This is a genomic window from Croceitalea sp. MTPC5 (assembly GCF_036985505.1).
Lineage (GTDB): Bacteria > Bacteroidota > Bacteroidia > Flavobacteriales > Flavobacteriaceae > Croceitalea.
The window spans coordinates 210,061-231,110 of the sequence record NZ_BTGQ01000001.1 but is presented as its reverse complement, the minus strand read 5'-3'; the positions used below and the strand labels follow the sequence as shown (position 1 = coordinate 231,110).

The following is a 21,050-nucleotide window of genomic DNA, read 5'->3' as shown; positions in this document are numbered from 1 at the left end:
ATTAAAAAAGATGAGCAAGCTACAAGACCAAATGTTTCTTGAAATTAGAAACAAACGACCCTTTGAATTGGCACAACAATATGCCTTTGATTATTTAGAGCACGTTTTTGACCGAAATGTTTATCCGACCGAAGAAGCCCTTAATAAGTTATCCATCTTCGATGAGGAACTTCCTGTAGCTTCGGCAAATGCGAAAGATGTCATTGAACAATTACATACATACGGTAGTCAAGCGACAACGGCAACCTTAGGGGGAAGGTATTTTGGTTTTGTAACCGGAAGTGCGCTTCCCGTAGGGATGGCCGCCAAGAACTTGGCAACGTATTGGGATCAGGCACCCGCCATGCATGTACTTTCGCCCATAGGAAGTAAATTGGAGGCCGTTGTCGAAAAATGGCTTATAGATTTATTTGGCTTACCTGAAAATACCGCTGCCGGATTTGTAAGTGGAACATCCGCAGCGAACTTATGTGGCCTTGCAGCGGCAAGATATCGCATTCTTAAAAGAAACGATTGGGATGTCAATGAGAAAGGGCTTAGAAATGCGCCTGAAATAAGAATCGTTACCGGCAAGCAAGCACATTCCACTGTTTTAAAGGCCGTTGGAATTTTGGGTTTAGGAAAAGAAAGCATAGAATGGGCCGCTGTAGATGATCAGGGTAGGATTGTTGCAGAATCGATTCCTGAATTGAATCAAAATACCATACTCATCCTACAAGCGGGAAATGTGAATAGCGGCGCATTTGATAATTTTAATGCCATTTGTGAAAAAGCCCAGAAAGCCAACGCTTGGATCCATATTGATGGTGCATTTGGCCTATGGGCAGAAGCGGTATCTAAATTAAAATATTTGACCAAGGGAATTGAAAAAGCGTCTTCATGGGCCGTTGACGGACACAAAACATTGAATACGCCCTACGATTGCGGAATCGTAATGTGTTCAGATCCAGAAGCGATGACCGCTGCACTGCATATGTCAGGAAGTTATATTGTCGAAAGCCCAGAAAGGGATGGCATGTTTTATACGCCTGAGATGTCCAGACGAGCCAGGGTAATGGAACTATGGGCAATCATGAAATACCTTGGTAAGAACGGTATTGATGAAATGATCCTCAACATGCACCATAGGGCCAAACAATTCGCGAAAGAAATCGGTGCCCTAAAAGGCTTTCATGTAGAAAATGACATCGTTTTCAATCAGGTACTTGTTAGGTGCGACTCAGATGCCCTCACACAACAAGTATTACATAATATTCAAAAGTTAAGAACATGTTGGTTGGGAGGTTCCGTGTGGTTTGGTAAAAAAGTCATGCGCGTAAGTATATGCTCTTGGGCGACCAATGAAAGTGACATCACCATATCGATTGAATCGTTTGAAAAGGCTATGGGAATTGCACTGGCCGACACTACCAAGATATCAAAATAAGTACTTCAAAGCATGCTGAACCCAAAATATACTATAAATTCAGGTTACAAAGGCAGTGTTTTTCAATTGGCTATCATGCTACCCTTGAACCTATAACAAAATAGTAATGGACATTAGTACATTCTTAACGTATTTAAACAACTACATCGATTTAACTGATGAAGAAGAAGCCCTTCTACGAGCTAAAGTAGTTCGAAGAACGTATTTAAAAAACCAATATATCGTTCAACAAGGTGATGTTTGTACTAGTGTGAATTTCATTATTTCCGGCTGTACAAAAACCTTCTTTATGGACGCCGAGGGCCAAGAGCATATCGTAATGTTCTCTATTGAAGAATGGTGGACTTCTGATTTGGGCAGCTTTACCAGCCAAACACCTTCTGATTTTAATGTGCAGTGTATCGAAAACACGCAACTAATACAAATTACCTATCAAAACCTTGAAACCCTATACCGGCAGATTCCTAAACTGGAACGGTTCTTTAGAAAAATAGTGGAACGGGCTTTTGTGGCTTCACAGAAACGGATAATTCGAAACTTCAGCCTTGATGCCAAAGAACGCTACAAGATTTTTGAACATACCTATCCAAGGATCAATCAACGGGTTCCGCAATACATGATTGCCTCATACTTAGGTATTTCAAAAGAGTTTTTAAGCAAAATAAAGAGTCAGCTTATAAACGAACAGTAGATAACCCAGGCATAAGCCTCGAAGATATCAAAAGGAAATTCTAGATAGGTTTCCACACAAGCGTCTGAGGATTCAAATCTCGATCATCGCGTAAAATGTTAATCTAGTTCAACATCATTTGATAGTATAGTTCATTTTTTAGGTTTTGAATGTTACTGAGATTTGTACCATAACATTTAAACAATAAAAGATGGATACTTTATTAGAAAAAATCAGCACGATAAATGACATGATCCTTGACGGAAAAGCTTTGGAGGCTTTTGATGAATACTATCATGATGATGTTGTCATGCAAGAAAATGACAATCCGGAAATCGTAGGTAAGGTGGCGAACCGAAAAAGGGAAGAAGAATTCTTCGCTTCAATCACGGAATTTAGAGGAGCAAAGCCGTTAAACGTAACAATAGGGGAAAACACAACGATGGTCGAATGGCATTTTGACTATACCCATAAAGACTGGGGTGAAAAGAATTATACCCAAGTTGCGCTCCAAGAATGGCATAATGGCAAAATCATTAAAGAAAAATTTTATTACGGATCATAAATTAACAAGCTAAAAACAAGAAATAATGAAAACAATAAAAAAAACAACAGCACTAATTGCCATTACATTGTTAATGGTATCCTTTAAATCTTCAGAAGGTTTAAAAAAGGAGGTAAATATTGAAAAAAGCAACGTAACGTGGAAAGGCTATAAAGTAGCCGGCTCGCATACCGGTACTATCACCATTAAATCAGGGAATCTGGTTTTCAATGACGACAATTTAACCGGAGGAAACTTTGTAATCGATATGACTACGATTAGCGTAACCGATTTGGAGGGCGAATATAAAAACAAGCTAGAGGGACATTTAAAGTCTGATGACTTCTTTGGGGTAGCTAAATTTCCTACTGCAGCCCTTGTTTTCAAGAACATAAAAGCAAATGGTAAAAACTCTTACGATGTAACCGGCAACATTACAATCAAGGGTAAAACCGAAAGCATCGACTTTGATTTATCCGTCTACGGCAATAAAGCAACCGCATCGTTAAAAATCGATAGATCCAAGTTTGATGTGCGCTACGGATCAACCAGTTTTTTTGATGGATTAAAGGATAAGGCCATCTACGATGAGTTTGATATTGTAGTAGATTTGGAATTTTGATAGAAGTCTAAATAAAGGGGTACTACCCAAAGCTATAGGCCCACGAAAAGCACGGATGAAATATTCCGTGCTTTTTGTATTTTGATGCAAATACCCATTTTTATCAAATAAGTTCGGAATAATATGAAGGGCGAAGGTTCATCATTGATGGTGCTGAATCATACCGTAAAGTCTTGTTTTCTTTCCATCCCCGTAATCATATTGCAGCATAAGATGTATATATTTGGATAAAACATGCGTAATGAAGTGCAATATAAAAGTTGTTTCCTGTTTAGTGCTAATTACCTTAATTATAGGCTGCACCAAGCATAAAACCAATGACAGCAACCAACTTGCATATACCTTTTTAAAAGATAACAATACCGTAAACCCCTTGATTCAAGGAGTTTGGAAGTCCATCGGAAATGGATATTATCTTGAGGCCAGACAAGATAGTATTCTATTGTACAGCTTTACGAAAAACTTCTGTTATAAAGAAAAGAACGACTATTTAGAGGGGCTTTTGAATACCCAAAGTCAATTTATCAGAAACGAGGATACCCTTGGTATCTATTTGACCGATTTCGGCAATAATACCAAGAACTTACAAACAAAAAAAGACTTTGTCAAAGTCGACAAACTCCCTGAGAACACTATCGGGTTTACTGAAATGACCCAGTTAGACCCTGAGGAACTGTTTAAATTGTATATGGAAACCATTCAAGGGAATTATGCCTTTAACAAAAGAAGAAATCTTGATTGGGATACGATTTTCAACAATTACAAAGACAGTATTACCGCTGATAATGAAAGGCTCTTCAACATATTAGGTGAAATTGCCACACTCACAGAAGACCAGCATACAAAGGTTATTTCAGAAAATGGGAAGAGCCTTCAATACCGGGTCACACCATCGGCGAAAATTGTTGAGGAAGCCTTCTACAAACAATCGGATGTCCAGAACCTGAATGACTATTTTAATATGTTCTTTGAACATAATTATAAGAACATAACGGACAGTCTATTACATGGAACCGGAGAAAAAACGGCAAATGGAAAATTGGAATGGGGGCATTTAACCAAGGATGTTGGTTACATCCATATTCATTCGTTTTCAGGTTTTCTAGGGAAAGGATATACCAGAAAACAACAAATTGATAGCCTCAATATGTATATGCAAAAAATAATAGGCGCTTTTCAAAATAAAAAAGCCATTGTGCTTGATGTCAGTTTTAACTTTGGTGGCTATGACGCTACCGCATTAACAATTGCTGGTTATTTTACCGATATGCCTGTTTTATCACATACAAGTCAGGTCTACAACAATGGTAAATTCCATGATGAGGATGTCGTTACGATTTACCCCGCCGATTCTACGATATTCAACAAACCGGTATACGTGCTAATGACGGATATTAGCAGAAGTGCCGCTGAAGGTTTCGCTATGATGATGGGTGCTTTACCCAATGTAAAACTTGTCGGGTCCAATACTTTAGGCACCCTATCGGGTATGCTGGGTAAATCAATTGGTGATTTTTATACAACCTATTCCAATCAAAGGTTGATAGATTCTGATGGCAAGTTCTACGAGGTATCAGGTGTTGAACCGGATATTGAACTCAATGTATTTTCTAGGGAGAATGCATTCAATGGACACCGAAAAGCGGTTTATGATATCATAGAATTGGTAGAAAAAGACCATTAGTCATGCGTAGCATGGTTCCAAAACATACTTTTCCAAAAAATAAATATGCAATGACTTGTTGAAGTCAGTACCACGAATGTAGTAGCAATTTTTCAGCTTTACATTTAAAACCTGTTGGCCTTTTGTACGATGTTCTTCCGTGGTTTAGGCATACACTTCACCCTGTCAGCGCTACATTTCTTGAATTATCGACATCGGGAACACCCTTTACATAAATTATTTTAATGCAAATCATATTAAATATAAATAAAAATTTATGAATATTTTTCTACACATTTGTACTATTAAAAATCAAATCATATGGAAAATAATCTTGTACTGGAATCAAAAAAAAATAGTGCCGTAACAAAAAGTACGAAAATCGCTGTGGCACATGGCGATGGAATCGGGCCTGAAATCATGAAGGCTACGCTAAAAATAATGGAAGCCGCAGGTGCCAATATTATGGCAGAACCCATGGAGATTGGGGAACAGGTATATCTTTCTGGAAACAGCTCGGGTATAACCGAAGCTGCTTGGGACACTATTGGACGGAACAAGGTTATTTTAAAAGCACCAATTACCACACCACAGGGCAAAGGGTATAAAAGTTTAAACGTAACCCTTAGAAAATCTTTGGGTTTATTTGCCAACGTAAGGCCTGTAAATGCTTTGCACCCTTTTGTGAAAACGAACTTTCCAAATATGGATATCGTGGTCATTCGCGAAAATGAAGAGGATCTTTATGCCGGTATTGAGCACAGACAGACAGAAGATGTAGTACAGTGCCTTAAGCTGATTACAAGACCGGGATGCGAGAAAATCGTTCGTTATGCCTTTGAATACGCAAAAGCCTACAATAGAAAAAAGGTCACCTGTATGGTGAAGGACAATATCATGAAACTGACCGATGGTTTGTTCCATACCGTATTTAAGGAAATCGCTGCACAGTATCCTGAAATTGAAAGTAATTCACAAATCATCGATATCGGTTCAGCAAAGATTGCAGCTTCACCAGGGCAATATGATGTTATCGTTACCTCAAACCTTTACGGTGATATCATCTCTGACATTGTCGCAGAGATAGGTGGCTCTGTGGGTATGGCCGGTTCTGCCAATATCGGTAGAAATGTTTCCATGTTTGAGGCCATTCACGGTTCTGCCCCTGATATTGCAAGGCAGAAAATTGCCAATCCTTCAGGATTGTTGAACGCCGCAGTGATGATGTTGGCCCACATCGGCCAAGCCGAGATTGCCGATAAAATCAAAAATGCTTGGTTGGCCACTTTAGAGGATGGTATCCATACTGCTGATGTCTACCAAAAGGATATCAGTGTCAAAAAAGTAAACACCGAAGAGTTTGCTGACGCCATTATCGAACGTTTGGGCCGCAATCCTAAAAAACTATCCCTAAGCTCTTTATCAAAAGGTTCTGGAACTATTGAAATACCGGAATACAAGAGACGAGATGAAGATAAAGAATTGGTTGGGGTAGATGTTTTTATCGATTGGAAAGGAACCGATCCAGAAATCATTGGAAAAGGATTGAGCGAAATAAAATCACACAACCTTAAACTCAAAATGATTACCAATAGGGGCGTAAAAGTATTTCCAAATGGATTAAAAGAAACCTACTGTACCGATCATTGGCGATGTAGGTTTGTAGCGCAAGATGCACAGATCAAAACAAAAGAGCCTATTTACGAAGGAATTGAGTATGAGCAGGTAATCGCATTACTCTCGAAACTCCACCAAAATGATTTTGATGTCATCAAAACGGAAAACCTGTATGAATTTGATGGTAAAAGGGGCTTTTCACTGGGTCAAGGTGAATAAAATAAAAATATAGCCTTAAAAACAAACCCCCGTAAGATTCCATCCTACGGGGGTTTTTAGGATAAATGCCATCCACTATTTTGATAGGTACATCTTTCTTCTCGAATACAGGTTGTAAAATTCATCATCTTTTAAACTGTCGATGAACAAGATGCTTTCACCGGTACTTTTCATCTCAGGACCTAAATTTTTATTTACATTAGGAAACTTGTTGAAGGAGAATACGGGTTGTTTTATCGCATACCCTTCCAATTGTGGGTTAAAATTAAAATCCTTGACCTTCTTTTCACCTAACATCACCTTTGTGGCATAGTTTACGTAGGGCTCACCGTAGGCCTTTGCAATAAAGGGCACGGTTCTAGATGCCCTCGGATTGGCCTCTATGATATAGACCGTGTCATCTTTGACGGCAAATTGAATATTGATCAAGCCAACGGTATTCAAAGCCAGCGCGATCTTCTTGGTGTGGTCTTTTATTTGTTGCATTACGAATTCACCCAAATTAAAAGGTGGCAAGGTGGCGTTGGAATCCCCAGAGTGTATTCCACAAGGTTCAATATGCTCCATCATACCGATAATATACACTTCCTCACCATCACAAATGGCATCAGCCTCGGCCTCAATGGCACCGTCTAAATAATGATCCAACAACAACTTATTATTGGGTATTTTACGTAACAGATCCACTACATGAGCCTCCAAGTCCTCTTTATTGATGACGATCTTCATACCCTGACCCCCTAGAACGTAAGAAGGTCTAACCAATAAAGGAAAGCCCAATTCATCTGCCAATTCCAAGGCTTCATCAGCACTTTCAGCAGTACCAAATCTAGGATATGGAATATCATTTTCTTTCAATAATGTGGAAAAACTACCGCGATCCTCGGCCAAGTCGAGTGATTCAAAGCTAGTACCGATAATCTTGATCCCATACTTCGAAAGTTTCTCTGCCAGTTTAAGTGCCGTTTGTCCCCCCAATTGCACGATGACTCCTTCTGGTTTCTCATGTAGGATGATATCGTAAATATGTTCCCAAAAAACAGGTTCAAAATATAGTTTATCAGCGGTATCAAAGTCCGTCGAGACGGTTTCCGGATTACAATTGATCATAATCGTTTCGTAACCACATTCCGCAGCTGCCAAAACGCCGTGTACACAACAATAATCGAACTCAATACCTTGACCTATCCGGTTTGGGCCAGAACCCAAGACCACTATCTTTTTTCTTTCAGTGACCTCACTATCATTGGCCACATAACGTTTACCGTCTGCCGTTTCAATCTCCTCTTCAAAAGTGGAGTAATAATATGGGGTCATCGCTTCAAACTCTGCCGCACAGGTATCCACCAATTTATAGACCCTATTGATGTTTTGCGCAGTACGTTTTTTATGTACCTCACTTTCGTAACAATCCAACATATGGGCAATTTGCCGATCTGCAAATCCTTTCTGTTTTGCTTCTAAGAGCAGTGCCTTAGGTAGGCTTTCAATAGTATATTTTGAAATTTCCTGTTCCAACATATGGAGTTCCTCATATTGCCTTAGGAACCACATATCAATTTTGGTGATTTCATGGATACGGGTCAACGGAATCCCAAGTTGAATAGCGTCATAAATCACAAAAACACGGTCCCAACTAGGTACCGTCAATTTTTGGATGATGGTTTCATAATCTGTGTACCCTTTGCCATCTGCGCCAAGTCCATTTCTTTTTATCTCTAAGGATTGGGTGGCTTTGTGTAATGCTTCTTGAAAAGAGCGGCCAATACCCATCACTTCACCTACGGCCTTCATCTGTAGGCCTAAGGTTCTGTCTGACCCTTCGAATTTGTCAAAATTCCAACGTGGTATTTTTACGATCACATAGTCTAAGGTGGGTTCAAACAACGCCGAGGTGGACTGCGTGATTTGGTTCTGCAATTCATCCAAAGAATAGCCTATTGCCAATTTAGCCGCCACTTTAGCGATTGGATAACCTGTGGCCTTGGAAGCCAACGCAGACGAACGTGAAACCCTTGGATTGATTTCAATAGCAATGATTTCTTCTTCTTCATCTGGGCTAACGGCGAACTGCACATTACACCCCCCCGCAAAATCGCCAATGCTTCGCATCATGTGGATGGCCATGTCACGCATACGTTGGTACGTTCGGTCTGAAAGTGTCATTGCAGGGGCAACCGTAATGGAATCCCCCGTATGGATACCCATGGGGTCCATATTTTCAATGGCACAAATAATGACCACATTATCGTTCTTGTCGCGCAACAGTTCCAGTTCATATTCCTTCCAGCCCATCATGGCCTTGTCGATCATGACCTCGTGTATGGGCGAAACTTCCAAACCATGGCTCAATAAATTGTCAAAATCCTTGGGATCGTGAACAATCGACGCTCCCGCCCCACCCAAGGTAAAGGAAGCCCTTATCACTAGGGGAAAACCAAATTCTTGTGCAATCTCCTTCCCCTTAAGAAAAGAAGTAGCCGTGGCCTGAGGTGCCATGCCAATCCCTATCTTGGTCATGAGTTCACGGAACTTTTCGCGGTCTTCCGTAATGTTTATCGCGTCAATATCAACGCCTATGATCTCGACATCAAAATCTTCCCAAATACCCTTCTCATCAGCCTCAATACAAAGGTTCAATGCTGTTTGGCCGCCCATAGTGGGCAATACGGCATCAATGTTCGGGTGTTTTTTGAGAATTTCTATTATCGATTTAGTATTCAAGGGTTTCAAATAGATATGATCCGCCATTACGGGGTCGGTCATAATCGTAGCAGGATTGCTATTTATCAAAATGGTTTCTATTCCATCTTCACGTAATGAGCGTAAAGCTTGGGAACCTGAGTAATCAAACTCACAGGCTTGACCAATTATGATGGGACCTGAACCAATAATCAAAATCGATTTTAAATCTTCTCTTTTAGGCATTTGTTACTTATAATTTTTATTCGAGCGTTAAAAATAGGCCAAAAAAAAGGTGCTAAACTTGATGAAGTAGCACCTTTATTTAAAAGTTATTGACAGTCATTATTTTTTATGACGTGGTTCTGATGAAACGGTTAATCTCTTTCTTCCTTTTGCCCTTCTTCTAGCAAGAACTTTTCTACCATTGGCAGAGGCCATTCTTTCCCTAAAACCATGTTTATTTCTTCGCTTTCTTTTTGAAGGCTGATATGTTCTTTTCATTTCGAAGTTATTAAGAAAAAGCGATACGCTTTCTGAAATTCTGGGCGCAAATATACGAAGACTTTTTACTTTAACAAGTAGTTGCAAAAATAATTTTGAATTGTTTTTAGTAGCTTTGCAAATCGTAAAAAACATGGGATTTTACGCCCAAACCAAAATAAAACATTTCGCATGTTCAATAAAAACATAAAACTTATCCTTGCCTTCTTAATCATTGCCTACGCAGTTTACCAGTTCATTGAGGGCTATATCGGCAACGGTATTTTTTTGATACTGCTATCACTGATTTTCATATTCCTTTATTTTAGGAACGAAATCATCCTTTTGGCCTTTCTTAGAATGCGTAAACAAGACATGGTAGGCACTGAGAAATGGTTGGGCAAGATAAAAAACCCCGATGCCGCATTGGTGAAAAAACAACAAGGGTATTACAATTACCTGCACGGTATTATCTTTTCACAAAAAAATCTGACACAGGCCGAAAAGTATTTTAAAAAAGCCTTGAAGCTCGGTTTGAACATGGATTATGATGTAGCCATGGCCAAATTGAGTTTGGCTGGTATCGCGATGCAAAAACGTCGTAAAAGGGAAGCGACCACCTTACTACAAGAGGCCAAAAAATTGGATAAAAACAATATGCTTACCGATCAGATAAAGATGATGCAACAGCAAATGAAAAAAATATAATTTTATCGTTTTTGCCTTTTGCGCCTGCAACCTATCGAATGGGAGCTACTACTTTGATTCTTTATAATAGCCCTTATTCGGTATTTCTATGACATATTCCTTTTTTGAGGCATTGTTCAAATGCGGCTCCCGCAACCAGGGATTATGCCTTTTCAAGATTTTGTAATTGATCTCGTATTCTTTTGCAAAATCCGCCCAACTTGCAATGGGTTCGTCCACTTCAACACTAAATGAGGGCACCGCCTCGTAGAGGTCTTTCTTTTCAACATCGAAACCATAGTTGCCCGGGTTCGAAATAATTTCTTTTATGGCCATTATTCGAAATACATACCGACCCGTTTCTTCGCCCAATAAAAGGTCGTAATAGTCATCGGCTTTTTGAATACCCATATATTTTTGAATTCCGCCAGGTCCAGCATTGTATGCAGCAGCGGTCAGTGTCCAACTTCCGAAACGTTTTTTCCATTTGTTCAGATAGTCGCAAGCTACTTGCGTCGCCTTTTCAATATGATAACGTTCATCGACATTGGCATTGACTTCAAGACCATATTCCCTACCTGTAGCTTTCATGATTTGCCAAAATCCGGTTGCCCCGGCCGGTGAGACCACATTTTGCAATCCGCTTTCCGCCACGGCCAAATACTTAAAGTCATCGGGAATATCGTTTTTGGCTAAAATCGGTTCGATGATAGGAAAGTATTTATGGGCCCTTTTCATCAATAAAAGTGCATTGGATTGCCAGTAGGTATTGACCAAAAATTCACGATCGACGCGTTCCATCACCTCTGGATCATCGAAAGGAACGGGTTCACCCGCAAAATTAAGATCATCCGGAATTTCAATTGCACTGATTTTATAACCGTCGCCTGTACTTTTAACATCTTGTGTAACACCTGAAACTTCGTTGTCCAATTCATCTGAGTCTGACATCTGTGTGGCATAGATCAACGTGGCAACAACACATAGGGCGCCGATGGCCGCTAAAATATTCTTAATGTATTTCATTGGTTTCATTTTTCTTTATGCAATATACCCTGAATTTAAGCCTTTGTGGCGATCAAGGATGGTAAATTTTCATTAAACCATCTGGCACGATGAATGATCATCGTATGGGTACCGTTTTTAACGGTGATACAATCCTTAATATTGCCAATTGGAAAAACGGGGTCCTTATCCCCATGAATATGAATCAGGTCTTTGACTTCTTTCTTAGGGCTCCAGTTTACGATATTCTCAATAGACCAATCAATATAGTACTTATCACGGATCGATAGATACATCTCATAAAGGGCCAACCGTTTGGTCACGGTTTCGCCAAAGGCATATTTGGCCAACAACTCAACATTGTTGACCAGACCGGTGGGCAACAGTTTATGTATTTTAGTGTATTTTGCAAAAATCATCCGTTTGGGCAATTCCTTGTTCGATTTGACACTAGAGACTATAATGACTTTTCGTGTAGGAAGGTAGCATGCCATTTCCTGTACCAGCAAGCCGCCAAAAGAAACCCCAAGTAAAACGGGGTTTACATGGGTTATCTTGGCGCACATCTTTTTAGCATAATCTTGAAATGAGATTCCCTTTTCAGGTTGAAACCACGCTAAAGTAACCACTTCGAAACGCGCCGGATCCAATCGAATTCCGTCAAAAATTGAAGGGTTGGCTGCCATACCCGGCATGAGATAAACAGGAATCTTGTTTGCGTCCATATTGGTAAAATGCTATGTTTTGCTAGGAAATCCGCTATTTTTGACCTACCTTTGCATTCCGTTTATAATTCACTTTGCATTATTATAAACCTAAATCAATAGAAAGATAAACAAACCTTACGATCTACAACGAATCGTTTTTTTATCTGCCAGCAAATAGAAAACTATAACTTTATGATAGAGATGGAAATTAATGACAACAGTTTCTTGCGTCAATTTGAGGCCAAAATGGACGGCCATTTAGCCAAAATCGAATACTCTTCTCAAGAACGGAAAGTTTTTCTAACCAAACTTGTTATACCTGAAGAAATTACCGAAAACGGATTTAAGGAATCTTTTATTAAAGCGGTTCTGCATCACATTCAAGAACAAAACTTGAGAGTTGTACCTACCAGTCCACATATTGCTGGTTTTCTGCGGAAAAACAGACAATACAAAGAAATGTTGCCCGTAGGCATTCGAATCTAAAAAAAAGGACCCCGATTAAAATCGGGGTTTTTTTATGCGATTACAGGTTCTTCGATTAACCGAAACCGCACCAAACCATCTTCATCGATTTCCATTAATTCGACCCGTTGTAGGGTATTTACCCATTCTGGGTTCCAAGGGGCCTTCACCTTTACATAGTTCTCCGTAAATCCGTGAATATACCCTGACTTGTTATCCCCTTCAAAAAGAACGGTTCTTTCCTTGCCCAATTGACTTTCATAAAATGCACGCCTTTTCTTCACCGAAAGCCCTCTTAGCATCTTGCTGCGCTTACTTCTAGCATTTTTTGGAACGACACCATCCATTGTCGCCGCCAAAGTATTGTCCCTTTCAGAGTAGGTGAAAACATGTAAATAAGAGACATCAAGCTCATTCAAAAAATGATAAGTCTCTAAAAATAGTGCATCAGTCTCCCCAGGAAACCCGACAATGACATCCACACCGATACAAGCATCGGGCATCACCTTTCGTATACGGGCTATTCTATCTACATATAGATTCGAAAGATACCTACGGCGCATTCGTTTTAAAATGGTGTCACTACCACTTTGCAATGGAATATGAAAATGGGGTACAAAAGACCTGCTCTGGGCCACAAAATCAATAGTTTCGTTCTTTAATAGATTAGGTTCAATCGATGATATGCGCAATCTATGGATTCCATCAACATCATCAAGGGCCTTGACCATATCAAAAAAGGTATGTTCATGCTTTTTATTACCAAACTCCCCTTTACCGTAATCACCGATATTTACACCGGTAAGTACAATTTCCTTAATACCTTTGGATGCTATTTCGGCAGCATTGCGCAACACATTGCCCAAAGCGTCACTACGCGAAATTCCCCTAGCAAGCGGAATGGTGCAATAGGTGCACTTATAATCACACCCGTCTTGAACCTTTAAGAAAGCTCGGGTTCTATCACCTATGGCGTAACTACCGACATAAAAATCAGCGTCTTCAATCTCACAAGAATGCACTTCACCATGGTCATTTTTAGAAAGGCCGTTCAGATAGTCCGTAATCTTGAATTTCTCGGTAGCGCCCAAGACCAAATCTACCCCATCAAGGGCCGCAAGTGCCTCAGGCTTTAGCTGTGCATAACAACCCACCGCAGCTATAAAGGCTTCAGGGTTCGCTTTTTGTGCCTGCTTAACTATGGTTTTAAAACGCTTATCGGCATTTTCGGTCACCGAACAGGTATTGATAACATAAATATCGGCTTCTTGCGAAAAATCAACGCGATCAAAACCCTCGTTTTGAAAGGTTCGTGCAATAGTCGAGGTCTCAGAGAAGTTGAGCTTGCAACCTAGGGTGTAAAACGCTACTTTTTTATTCATAGGAATATCCCCGTATTTTAAGGCTTGCAAAGATACTAATTACTGCGAGTAACCTCAACATGATAAATTTTTCAAAAAATATCCAATAATCAAAAAAGAAGCTGGATTTTATATATTTTACAACTCGTGTACCAATTTGCCCTTACCAAAGGATAAACCGATTACAATATATAGTCGATTACTAAATACATTTTGAAATGAAACCACATGTCAAGTCACTTTTTTTACTAATGACCTTTGTGTGCTGTACATTCGCCAATATACAGGCACAAAAAACACCAAAAGAAGCAGGTTGGTATTTTAGGGCAATTAGCGGATATCCTGCGGCAGTAACCTTTGAGCCTATTGTGCTATTTGAGGATGGTACTTACTTTGAGGTCGCCGAAGAACCATTGGAGGATACCGATCTGGCCAAATCGAAAATCGACGAACCCCAACTATGGGGCACTTGGCAGAGGAAAAATAGCATCTTTACCCTGACCAACGCCGAAGGTAAAATATATGAATACGATTTAAACTCAGGCAATTGGTTTAAGGCGTTTCCCTTCAACGCTGAAACGACCCTTAAAGGCACATATGAAAAAATATCCGGAGGGAATTTTGGAAATTCGACCTATGCGCTTTTCAGGTCTGAAATCGTTTTCTTGGACGATACCCATTTTACCCAAGCCGAAAATGGCGGCATAACCTCTTTTTCTTCCAGTGCCTGGAAAAACAATAACGATTCGGGTACGTATGCGATTGACAAGAATACCATTACGTTCAATTACAATGATGGTAGGGTCTTACGGTTCTCCTTCGCATTTGGTGCAGAAGGTGAAAATATATTGGATACCGATATGATCTTCATCGGAGGGAAAACCTACGTTATTGAGTAATGCCAATTGGTGGTCCAGTTGTAGAAGAAATGGTTTAAGTACTTTGAAAGACTAGTACTTACGCCATTTTTTGGTCAACTCGAAAACGTGGTACAAAATGTCGGCTTCTTTTTCATCAAATTCAACTCCCCGTCGGGCCATCATAACTTTTGCGGCCTCAAAGGCTTTTTTGGGCAAATAGGCACTAAAACCCGAAGCGCCCCCCCAACTAAAGCTCGGAACATAATTTCTTGGAAATCCCGGGGTGTACACATTTACGCTGACCCCGATTACCGTACCCGTATTGAACATGGTATTGATAGCGGTCTTACTATGATCGCCCATCATCAAACCACAAAACTGAAGATCGGTTTGGTCAAAACGCTCGGTAGCATAGTTCCATAAACGTACTTTGGCGTAGTTGTTCTTTAAGTTGGAGTTGTTGGAATCGGCCCCAATATTACACCACTCCCCTAGTACTGCATTGCCCAAATACCCATCATGCCCTTTACTGGAATACCCGAATATCACGGAATTATTGATTTCACCACATACTTTGCCATAAGGGCCTATGGTGGTAGGTCCGTAAATCTTAGCCCCCATTTTTACAACGGCCTTCTCACAAAGTGCAAAAGCACCCCGTATCATATTCCCTTCCATAACCAACGTATCCTTACCCAAATATATCGGGCCGGTCGAAGCATTGAGAATACTATGTTCTACTTGTGCCCCTTCTTCTAAAAAGATGTTTTCTGGTGCTATTACACGATTGGTATCCGCTATCGGGGCACTTTTTCGGCCTGCGGTGATTAAATCATAATCAGCTTGTAAGGCCTCACCATTTTTAGAGAAGATATCCCAAGTGTTTTTTACCGTAATCAAAGTACTGTTAAGTACTATCGATTTATATGCAGCGAGGTCAAACCCTTTCTGCGGATCACCCGTGGCATAAGCAATTACCTCTTCATTCGAAATCAATGCTTCGCCAAGTCTCAACTTGCGTACCGCATCGACAAAATCTTGATTCGGAAGAAAAGAGGCGTGAATGACAACATTCACCTTAGCCAATACCAGTGGATACTTCACTGAAAGATACGACTCCGTTAGCGCACTTACCTCGCAATTCAAAACACGTTCCCATTTTTCACGAATGGTCAGAATACCTATTCGAATGTCTGCAACGGGTCTGGTGAATGTAAATGGAAGCAGGTGCTCTCTGTAATTTCCATCGGCAAGTATAAAATTCATTATCGGATTTTTAGAATGGCATAAAAATAAAAACGCCTTCGCAATAAAACGAAGGCGTTTGTCATATATTTCCAAAAAGACTATTCAGCCTTCTTTTCTTCCTTACTGAACTTTTTGTATTTGTTCTTGAATTTATCAATTCGACCCGCGGTATCGATAAGTTTGGTCTTACCGGTGTAAAATGGATGTGAGGTTCTTGAAATTTCCAATTTGATCAATGGATATTCCACACCATCAACGGTAATGTTCTCTTTGGCCTCTGCAGTCGACTTTGTAATAAATACATCATCATTTGACATATCTTTAAAAGCAACTAATCTATAATTCTCTGGGTGTATACCTGTTTTCATTTTAAATAAAATTGACGTGCCCATTCCGACAGGCACTTATTTCAGGCTGCAAATTTAATCAAATTTTAAACAAGCACAACTTAGAAATCCCAAAAAAGAAAAAAATGTATCTTTAACTGTAACATTTTGACCGTTAGGCTAACTAACACCACATAACCAACAAAAATTAAATCATGGAAGAAACAACACCCACAACTGGTAAATTTTCATTTAAATATGGATTAATCCTAGGATTAATTGGAGTGGTATTCGGTATACTACTCTATACCCAAGACATGCACACCTCACAAAGTTCAGGGGTTATGATCATCAGTATCGTTATGGCTGCAGTGGTAACCTTCTTAGGGATATCAAATTTCAAAAAAGACAATGGGGGCTTTCTTACTTTAGGGCAAGCCCTTAAAATAGGTGCGGGAATTGCACTTATAGCCGGAATTATAACGGTAATTTACAATGTGATCTTAGTAGAATTCATTGACCTCGGAGCGAAAGAAGCCATAATGGATGCCCGTTTGGCACCTGCTTTGGAAAGTGGCCAGATAACCCAAGAACAGTTCAATGTTCAAAAAGAGCAGAGTATACAATTCTGGTGGATGGGATATCCCGTAATAATTATTTTAAACATAATTATTGGGCTCGTTCTCGGTTTAATAACCGGCTTAATCTTAAAAAAGGCAAAACCAGATTACTAAACGAGAAAATGCTACTTTTGGAGGGAATTCCAGATAAGAACAATGCAGTTATCCATTGTAATTCCACTACTTAACGAAGAAGAATCCCTTGAAGAGCTTTATGATTGGATTGCACGGGTCATGCAATCCAATCAATTTTTATACGAAGTCATCTTTATTGATGATGGAAGCACGGATAATTCATGGTCCATCATCAAAAGACTTGCCGATACACATCAAGAGGTAAAAGGGATTCGTTTTCTAAAGAATTTCGGAAAATCCCAAGCCTTGCATGCAGGTTTTAAAGATGCCATTGGTGATGTGGTCATCACCATGGATGCCGATTTACAAGATAATCCTGAGGAAATACCAGAACTTTACCAACTCATCGCAAAAGGTAATTTTGACCTGGTCTCAGGATGGAAAAAAAAGCGCTATGACTCCATCTTAGCAAAAAACCTGCCTTCAAAACTTTTCAATTGGGCCGCACGCAGAACCTCGGGTGTGCAGCTACATGACTTCAACTGTGGTCTAAAGGCCTATGATCAAAGTGTTATCAAAACGATAGAGGTTTCTGGTGAAATGCACCGGTACATTCCCGTATTGGCCAAAAATGCCGGATTTGTTAGAATAGGTGAAAAGGTTGTACGTCATCAAGCAAGAAAATACGGCAGTACTAAATTTGGTATGGAACGTTTTATCAATGGTTTTTTAGATTTGCTCACGATTTGGTTCGTATCGAAATTTGGAAAACGGCCGATGCATCTCTTCGGTGCCTTGGGCGTCTTGATGTTTTTTATCGGTTTTTGTTTTTCACTCTATTTAGGGGTGGACAAACTCTTCTTAAACCCGACCAGTCGTTTGATTACCGATAGGCCCCAGTTCTATATTGCCCTGACTTCGATGATCCTGGGTACCCAATTATTTTTAGCGGGTTTTATAGGGGAAATATTGATTCGTTCAAAACGAACTTCTGAGAATTATCAAATCGGCGAGCGAACGGCCAACTAGCGCTTTAGCACAAAAGAACCCTTGAAAACCCGACCGTCACCAAGTTCTAAGGCATACCAATAGCTATCGGCTGGCATATCCTGGTTTTGGTAGCGCCCGTCCCACCCTTGTTGGCCAGAATCAAACGAAAACAACAAGGCACCATATCTACTGAAAATGGAAACTTTATATTCAGGAAAATATATGGGATTGTCAAGGTTCCAGGTTTCATTCCTGTCATCACCATTGGGCGTGAAAAACGAGGGTAACCCACCTACCACTATTTCTTCTTCGTATATCGAACATCCATTATCAACAATCAATTCATAAAGTCCGGGTAATACGTTTGAAAAGGTGTTTGTATTTTGAAAGTTTTGCCCTCCGTCTATCGAAAAAATGGTGTTTTCAATAAGCTCATCGGCACCCAGAATGATTTGTATCCTGTTGTTACGACTAAAGTCGTCAATGACAATTTCAGCAATATCGATTTCCGGTTCGGGCAATACCTCAATAGTTTGCGTGTAAGCGCATTTACCATTTGCAAAGACGACATCGTACAACCCCGTTTCAGTCACTTCGATTGTTTGGTCGGTCGCACCAGTTGACCATAGGTAATCGGCATAACCCGCTAAAGCGGTCAAGGTAGCCCTTCCGCTACACAATGCGAGGGTCAATTGTTCTTCAAAATTTGGTATTTCAAATACCTTCAAAGCCACCCTGCCCACAAAAGCACAGGTATTTTCATATTCTACCCTAAAAAATAATTCGGGCAATGGAAACGTATTAAAGCTGAAATCTTGAAATGCCAATGAATCCAGTTCTAAAAGTGCATCATTACTATTCAGATATAGGGTGATGTCACCATCGATAAAATCTTCTGAAAGTTGTTCAGCGACCTGCGAAAGATTTGCAGTAACCGAGTTTTCAGATAAAATGCCATCACAAATATAAAGGGTATCATAAAGCCCTAAATCAGTAATTGGTTCAACGCTTAGGGTAATGTCGACGACTACAAAACATTCTGGATCTTTAAAAACCCTGGCATACACCCTTTCATTTTCAATCGCATTGGTATACCCAATCGGTGTAATTTCCCCTACATTGGCGACTGCATCCGCTTCAGAAGTAAAGAATGAGGCCACAATGGTTTCATTTTCGATATTAAATAAGGGCATTGCTTCCAACAGGTTAAATGAGGTTATTCCATCATTGGTGCCATCAATATCACACTGTATCAATTCAACCTCCTGCAATACATTTGGAATTTCTTTGATATCCACATATTCCACGAACTCCCTGGTCGCCCTATTTGCATAAGTTACATCGATGGTGACCTGAAATGTGCCTGCTGACGAGAAACGATGTTCCCCTACCAAGCTATTGGAAAAATTGGCCCCACCGGAATCCGGATCCCCAAAATCCCAAGAAATACTTGAAATATTGGTACTATCTTCTGGAGTAAAGGTGGTTAGCGTTCCGAAACAGAAGCTTTCAATATCAAAAACGGTTTCAAAAAAAGACTGCACGAAGGGTGGCAGCCCGAAAGTTGCTGCCCTTCCCCCTAAATCTATTCGGAATCTTTCTGCATCGATAAGCTGTCCTTCAGCATTCGGATTGCGTATTACCGATAAACTTGGACTTGGCAGGGAATGGTATATTCGCTTGTCTAAACCTATTTGCAGTGCGCCCGCAACAAAAACATCGGATTCATTATCGAAATTCAAAACGACGGTTTCCGAGTCAAAGAAATCAGGCCTTTCCAGATCAAACTGAACGACATCAATATTTTGCAATTGGTTGCTCGTATCGAAATTGACCCCTGATGCATACAATCTATTGGAATTGGAAGAAAATTCGAGCCCATAGTACGCCCTGGTATGCCCCAATGCCTCATCGGGGTTACTGACCACACCTGTTTGGGCATCAAAATCAAAAACGAATAAATTGGAAGCATACCTTGGTTCGGTAATGAGGTATGACATGGCCAACTTTCTGCCATCCGGTGATAATTTCAGGGAACCCCGGCCATTGGCAAAATTGGTTACCGAAGGGCCGATTATGGAAATCACGGGATTGGTATTGACCCCATTTCCATCTACCTTATAAGCATAAAAGCGATCTACATAATGGGTGATGACCCAGTAATGATTATCCTCAAAATTCAAAACCCCAGATACCTTTTCAGAACCCACCGGCAGCAATTCGATATTCTTTTCAATGACCGCCCCTCCACCATTGTCCAATGACATATCCACTACGTTGTAGTTAAAACCATTGAAATCATCTGAATCTGCCAATAATGCGTCATCAGTGGTAAAAATGTAATATTTGGCACTGTTCGTAGGGTCTGGAACAATTAATGCGGTCTGTGAACTTGAAGAGCTTCCTTTTAGTCCCTCCCCATTGGCCATAATTTGATGTCTTCTATTCCAAATGGTAATACCATCGGTATAGAACAACAAGTTACCATTTGCATCAGAAATACTCGCACTGCCCTCAACGGTTCGCACTTGACCGTCTAAAAGGGGTAAGGGTGTCCCCGAATTAAAGTCAAGACCAGCATTTTGTCCAAAGTACCAATTGGCCGCTTCCTTTTGCGAAAAAGAAGTGCACATAGAAGTGATGAAAAAAAGAAAAATCAGCTTCCTCATGACTGCGAAACTTAATGAAAAATCATACTAAAACCCAATTTAGCGGTTGTTTTAATATTTTTGGACTATTAACATTGTCTTTTAAAGATAAACTGACGTAATTTACTATAC

The 21,050-nt window shown here is 40.1% G+C and carries 19 protein-coding genes; 11 read left to right on the top strand and 8 right to left on the bottom strand.

Going from position 1 to position 21,050, the window contains the following annotated elements:
* Nucleotides 1-10 precede the first annotated feature (10 nt).
* The 6 genes from AACM45_RS01025 (at nucleotide 11) to AACM45_RS01000 (ending at nucleotide 6,761) form a co-directional block, all read left to right on the top strand.
* A complete protein-coding gene (locus AACM45_RS01025; RefSeq protein WP_339140203.1) occupies nucleotides 11-1,426 on the top strand; it encodes a pyridoxal phosphate-dependent decarboxylase family protein in 1,416 nt (471 codons plus the stop codon).
* A 106-nt stretch (nucleotides 1,427-1,532) separates the two neighbouring features.
* Nucleotides 1,533-2,117, top strand: coding sequence for a Crp/Fnr family transcriptional regulator (locus tag AACM45_RS01020; protein WP_339140202.1), 585 nt, complete (start codon nucleotides 1,533-1,535; stop codon nucleotides 2,115-2,117).
* A 190-nt stretch (nucleotides 2,118-2,307) separates the two neighbouring features.
* A complete protein-coding gene (locus tag AACM45_RS01015) occupies nucleotides 2,308-2,661 on the top strand; it encodes a nuclear transport factor 2 family protein (RefSeq protein ID WP_339140201.1) in 354 nt (117 codons plus the stop codon).
* Between the two features lie 25 nt (nucleotides 2,662-2,686).
* Nucleotides 2,687-3,262, top strand: coding sequence for a YceI family protein (locus tag AACM45_RS01010; protein ID WP_339140200.1), 576 nt, complete (start codon nucleotides 2,687-2,689; stop codon nucleotides 3,260-3,262).
* A 241-nt stretch (nucleotides 3,263-3,503) separates the two neighbouring features.
* Complete coding sequence (locus AACM45_RS01005; protein ID WP_339140199.1) at nucleotides 3,504-4,946, top strand: S41 family peptidase; 1,443 nt, start codon at nucleotides 3,504-3,506, stop codon at nucleotides 4,944-4,946.
* 300 nt (nucleotides 4,947-5,246) lie between these two features.
* On the top strand, nucleotides 5,247-6,761 hold the full coding sequence (locus tag AACM45_RS01000) for an NADP-dependent isocitrate dehydrogenase (protein WP_339140198.1): 1,515 nt from the start codon (nucleotides 5,247-5,249) through the stop codon (nucleotides 6,759-6,761).
* Between the two features lie 75 nt (nucleotides 6,762-6,836).
* Here the strand turns inward: AACM45_RS01000 and carB are convergent, their stop codons facing one another.
* Together carB and rpmH are read right to left on the bottom strand one after the other, a co-directional pair.
* Entirely contained in the window at nucleotides 6,837-9,689 is a 2,853-nt protein-coding gene (gene carB / locus AACM45_RS00995; protein WP_339140197.1) for a carbamoyl-phosphate synthase large subunit, read from the bottom strand.
* 99 nt (nucleotides 9,690-9,788) lie between these two features.
* Entirely contained in the window at nucleotides 9,789-9,947 is a 159-nt protein-coding gene (gene rpmH / locus AACM45_RS00990) for a 50S ribosomal protein L34 (protein ID WP_339140196.1), read from the bottom strand.
* Between the two features lie 171 nt (nucleotides 9,948-10,118).
* Between rpmH and AACM45_RS00985 the strand changes: the two genes are divergently transcribed.
* Nucleotides 10,119-10,634, top strand: a complete 516-nt coding sequence (locus AACM45_RS00985) for a DUF2892 domain-containing protein (RefSeq protein WP_339140195.1) — start codon at nucleotides 10,119-10,121, stop codon at nucleotides 10,632-10,634.
* Between the two features lie 48 nt (nucleotides 10,635-10,682).
* On the opposite strand, the gene AACM45_RS00980 is transcribed toward AACM45_RS00985, so the two are convergent.
* Complete coding sequence (locus AACM45_RS00980) at nucleotides 10,683-11,639, bottom strand: lytic transglycosylase domain-containing protein (RefSeq protein WP_339140194.1); 957 nt, start codon at nucleotides 11,637-11,639, stop codon at nucleotides 10,683-10,685.
* 35 nt (nucleotides 11,640-11,674) lie between these two features.
* Nucleotides 11,675-12,343, bottom strand: coding sequence for an alpha/beta hydrolase (locus AACM45_RS00975; protein WP_339140193.1), 669 nt, complete (start codon nucleotides 12,341-12,343; stop codon nucleotides 11,675-11,677).
* Between the two features lie 174 nt (nucleotides 12,344-12,517).
* Between AACM45_RS00975 and AACM45_RS00970 the strand changes: the two genes are divergently transcribed.
* Complete coding sequence (locus tag AACM45_RS00970) at nucleotides 12,518-12,811, top strand: GNAT family N-acetyltransferase (RefSeq protein WP_339140192.1); 294 nt, start codon at nucleotides 12,518-12,520, stop codon at nucleotides 12,809-12,811.
* A gap of 32 nt (nucleotides 12,812-12,843) precedes the next feature.
* On the opposite strand, the gene mtaB is transcribed toward AACM45_RS00970, so the two are convergent.
* Nucleotides 12,844-14,172 (bottom strand): tRNA (N(6)-L-threonylcarbamoyladenosine(37)-C(2))-methylthiotransferase MtaB, encoded by a 1,329-nt coding sequence (gene mtaB / locus AACM45_RS00965; RefSeq protein ID WP_339140191.1) that lies wholly within the window; start codon nucleotides 14,170-14,172, stop codon nucleotides 12,844-12,846.
* Between the two features lie 197 nt (nucleotides 14,173-14,369).
* On the opposite strand from mtaB, the gene AACM45_RS00960 reads away from it, so the two are divergent.
* Nucleotides 14,370-15,050 (top strand): hypothetical protein, encoded by a 681-nt coding sequence (locus tag AACM45_RS00960; protein WP_339140190.1) that lies wholly within the window; start codon nucleotides 14,370-14,372, stop codon nucleotides 15,048-15,050.
* 51 nt (nucleotides 15,051-15,101) lie between these two features.
* Here the strand turns inward: AACM45_RS00960 and AACM45_RS00955 are convergent, their stop codons facing one another.
* Nucleotides 15,102-16,277: a GlmU family protein gene (locus AACM45_RS00955; RefSeq protein ID WP_339140189.1), complete on the bottom strand. Its 1,176-nt coding sequence runs from the start codon at nucleotides 16,275-16,277 to the stop codon at nucleotides 15,102-15,104.
* 80 nt (nucleotides 16,278-16,357) lie between these two features.
* On the bottom strand, nucleotides 16,358-16,627 hold the full coding sequence (locus AACM45_RS00950; protein WP_339140188.1) for a type B 50S ribosomal protein L31: 270 nt from the start codon (nucleotides 16,625-16,627) through the stop codon (nucleotides 16,358-16,360).
* Nucleotides 16,628-16,800: 173 nt separating this feature from the next.
* Here AACM45_RS00950 and AACM45_RS00945 point away from each other — a divergent pair, with 173 nt between their 5' ends.
* Complete coding sequence (locus tag AACM45_RS00945) at nucleotides 16,801-17,319, top strand: DUF4199 domain-containing protein (RefSeq protein ID WP_339140187.1); 519 nt, start codon at nucleotides 16,801-16,803, stop codon at nucleotides 17,317-17,319.
* Between the two features lie 42 nt (nucleotides 17,320-17,361).
* Complete coding sequence (locus AACM45_RS00940; protein WP_339140186.1) at nucleotides 17,362-18,309, top strand: glycosyltransferase family 2 protein; 948 nt, start codon at nucleotides 17,362-17,364, stop codon at nucleotides 18,307-18,309.
* Here AACM45_RS00940 and AACM45_RS00935 read toward each other — a convergent pair.
* Entirely contained in the window at nucleotides 18,306-20,939 is a 2,634-nt protein-coding gene (locus AACM45_RS00935) for a T9SS type B sorting domain-containing protein (RefSeq protein WP_339140185.1), read from the bottom strand. The two genes, AACM45_RS00940 and AACM45_RS00935, sit on opposite strands and share 4 nt — an antisense overlap.
* Nucleotides 20,940-21,050: the final 111 nt, after the last annotated feature.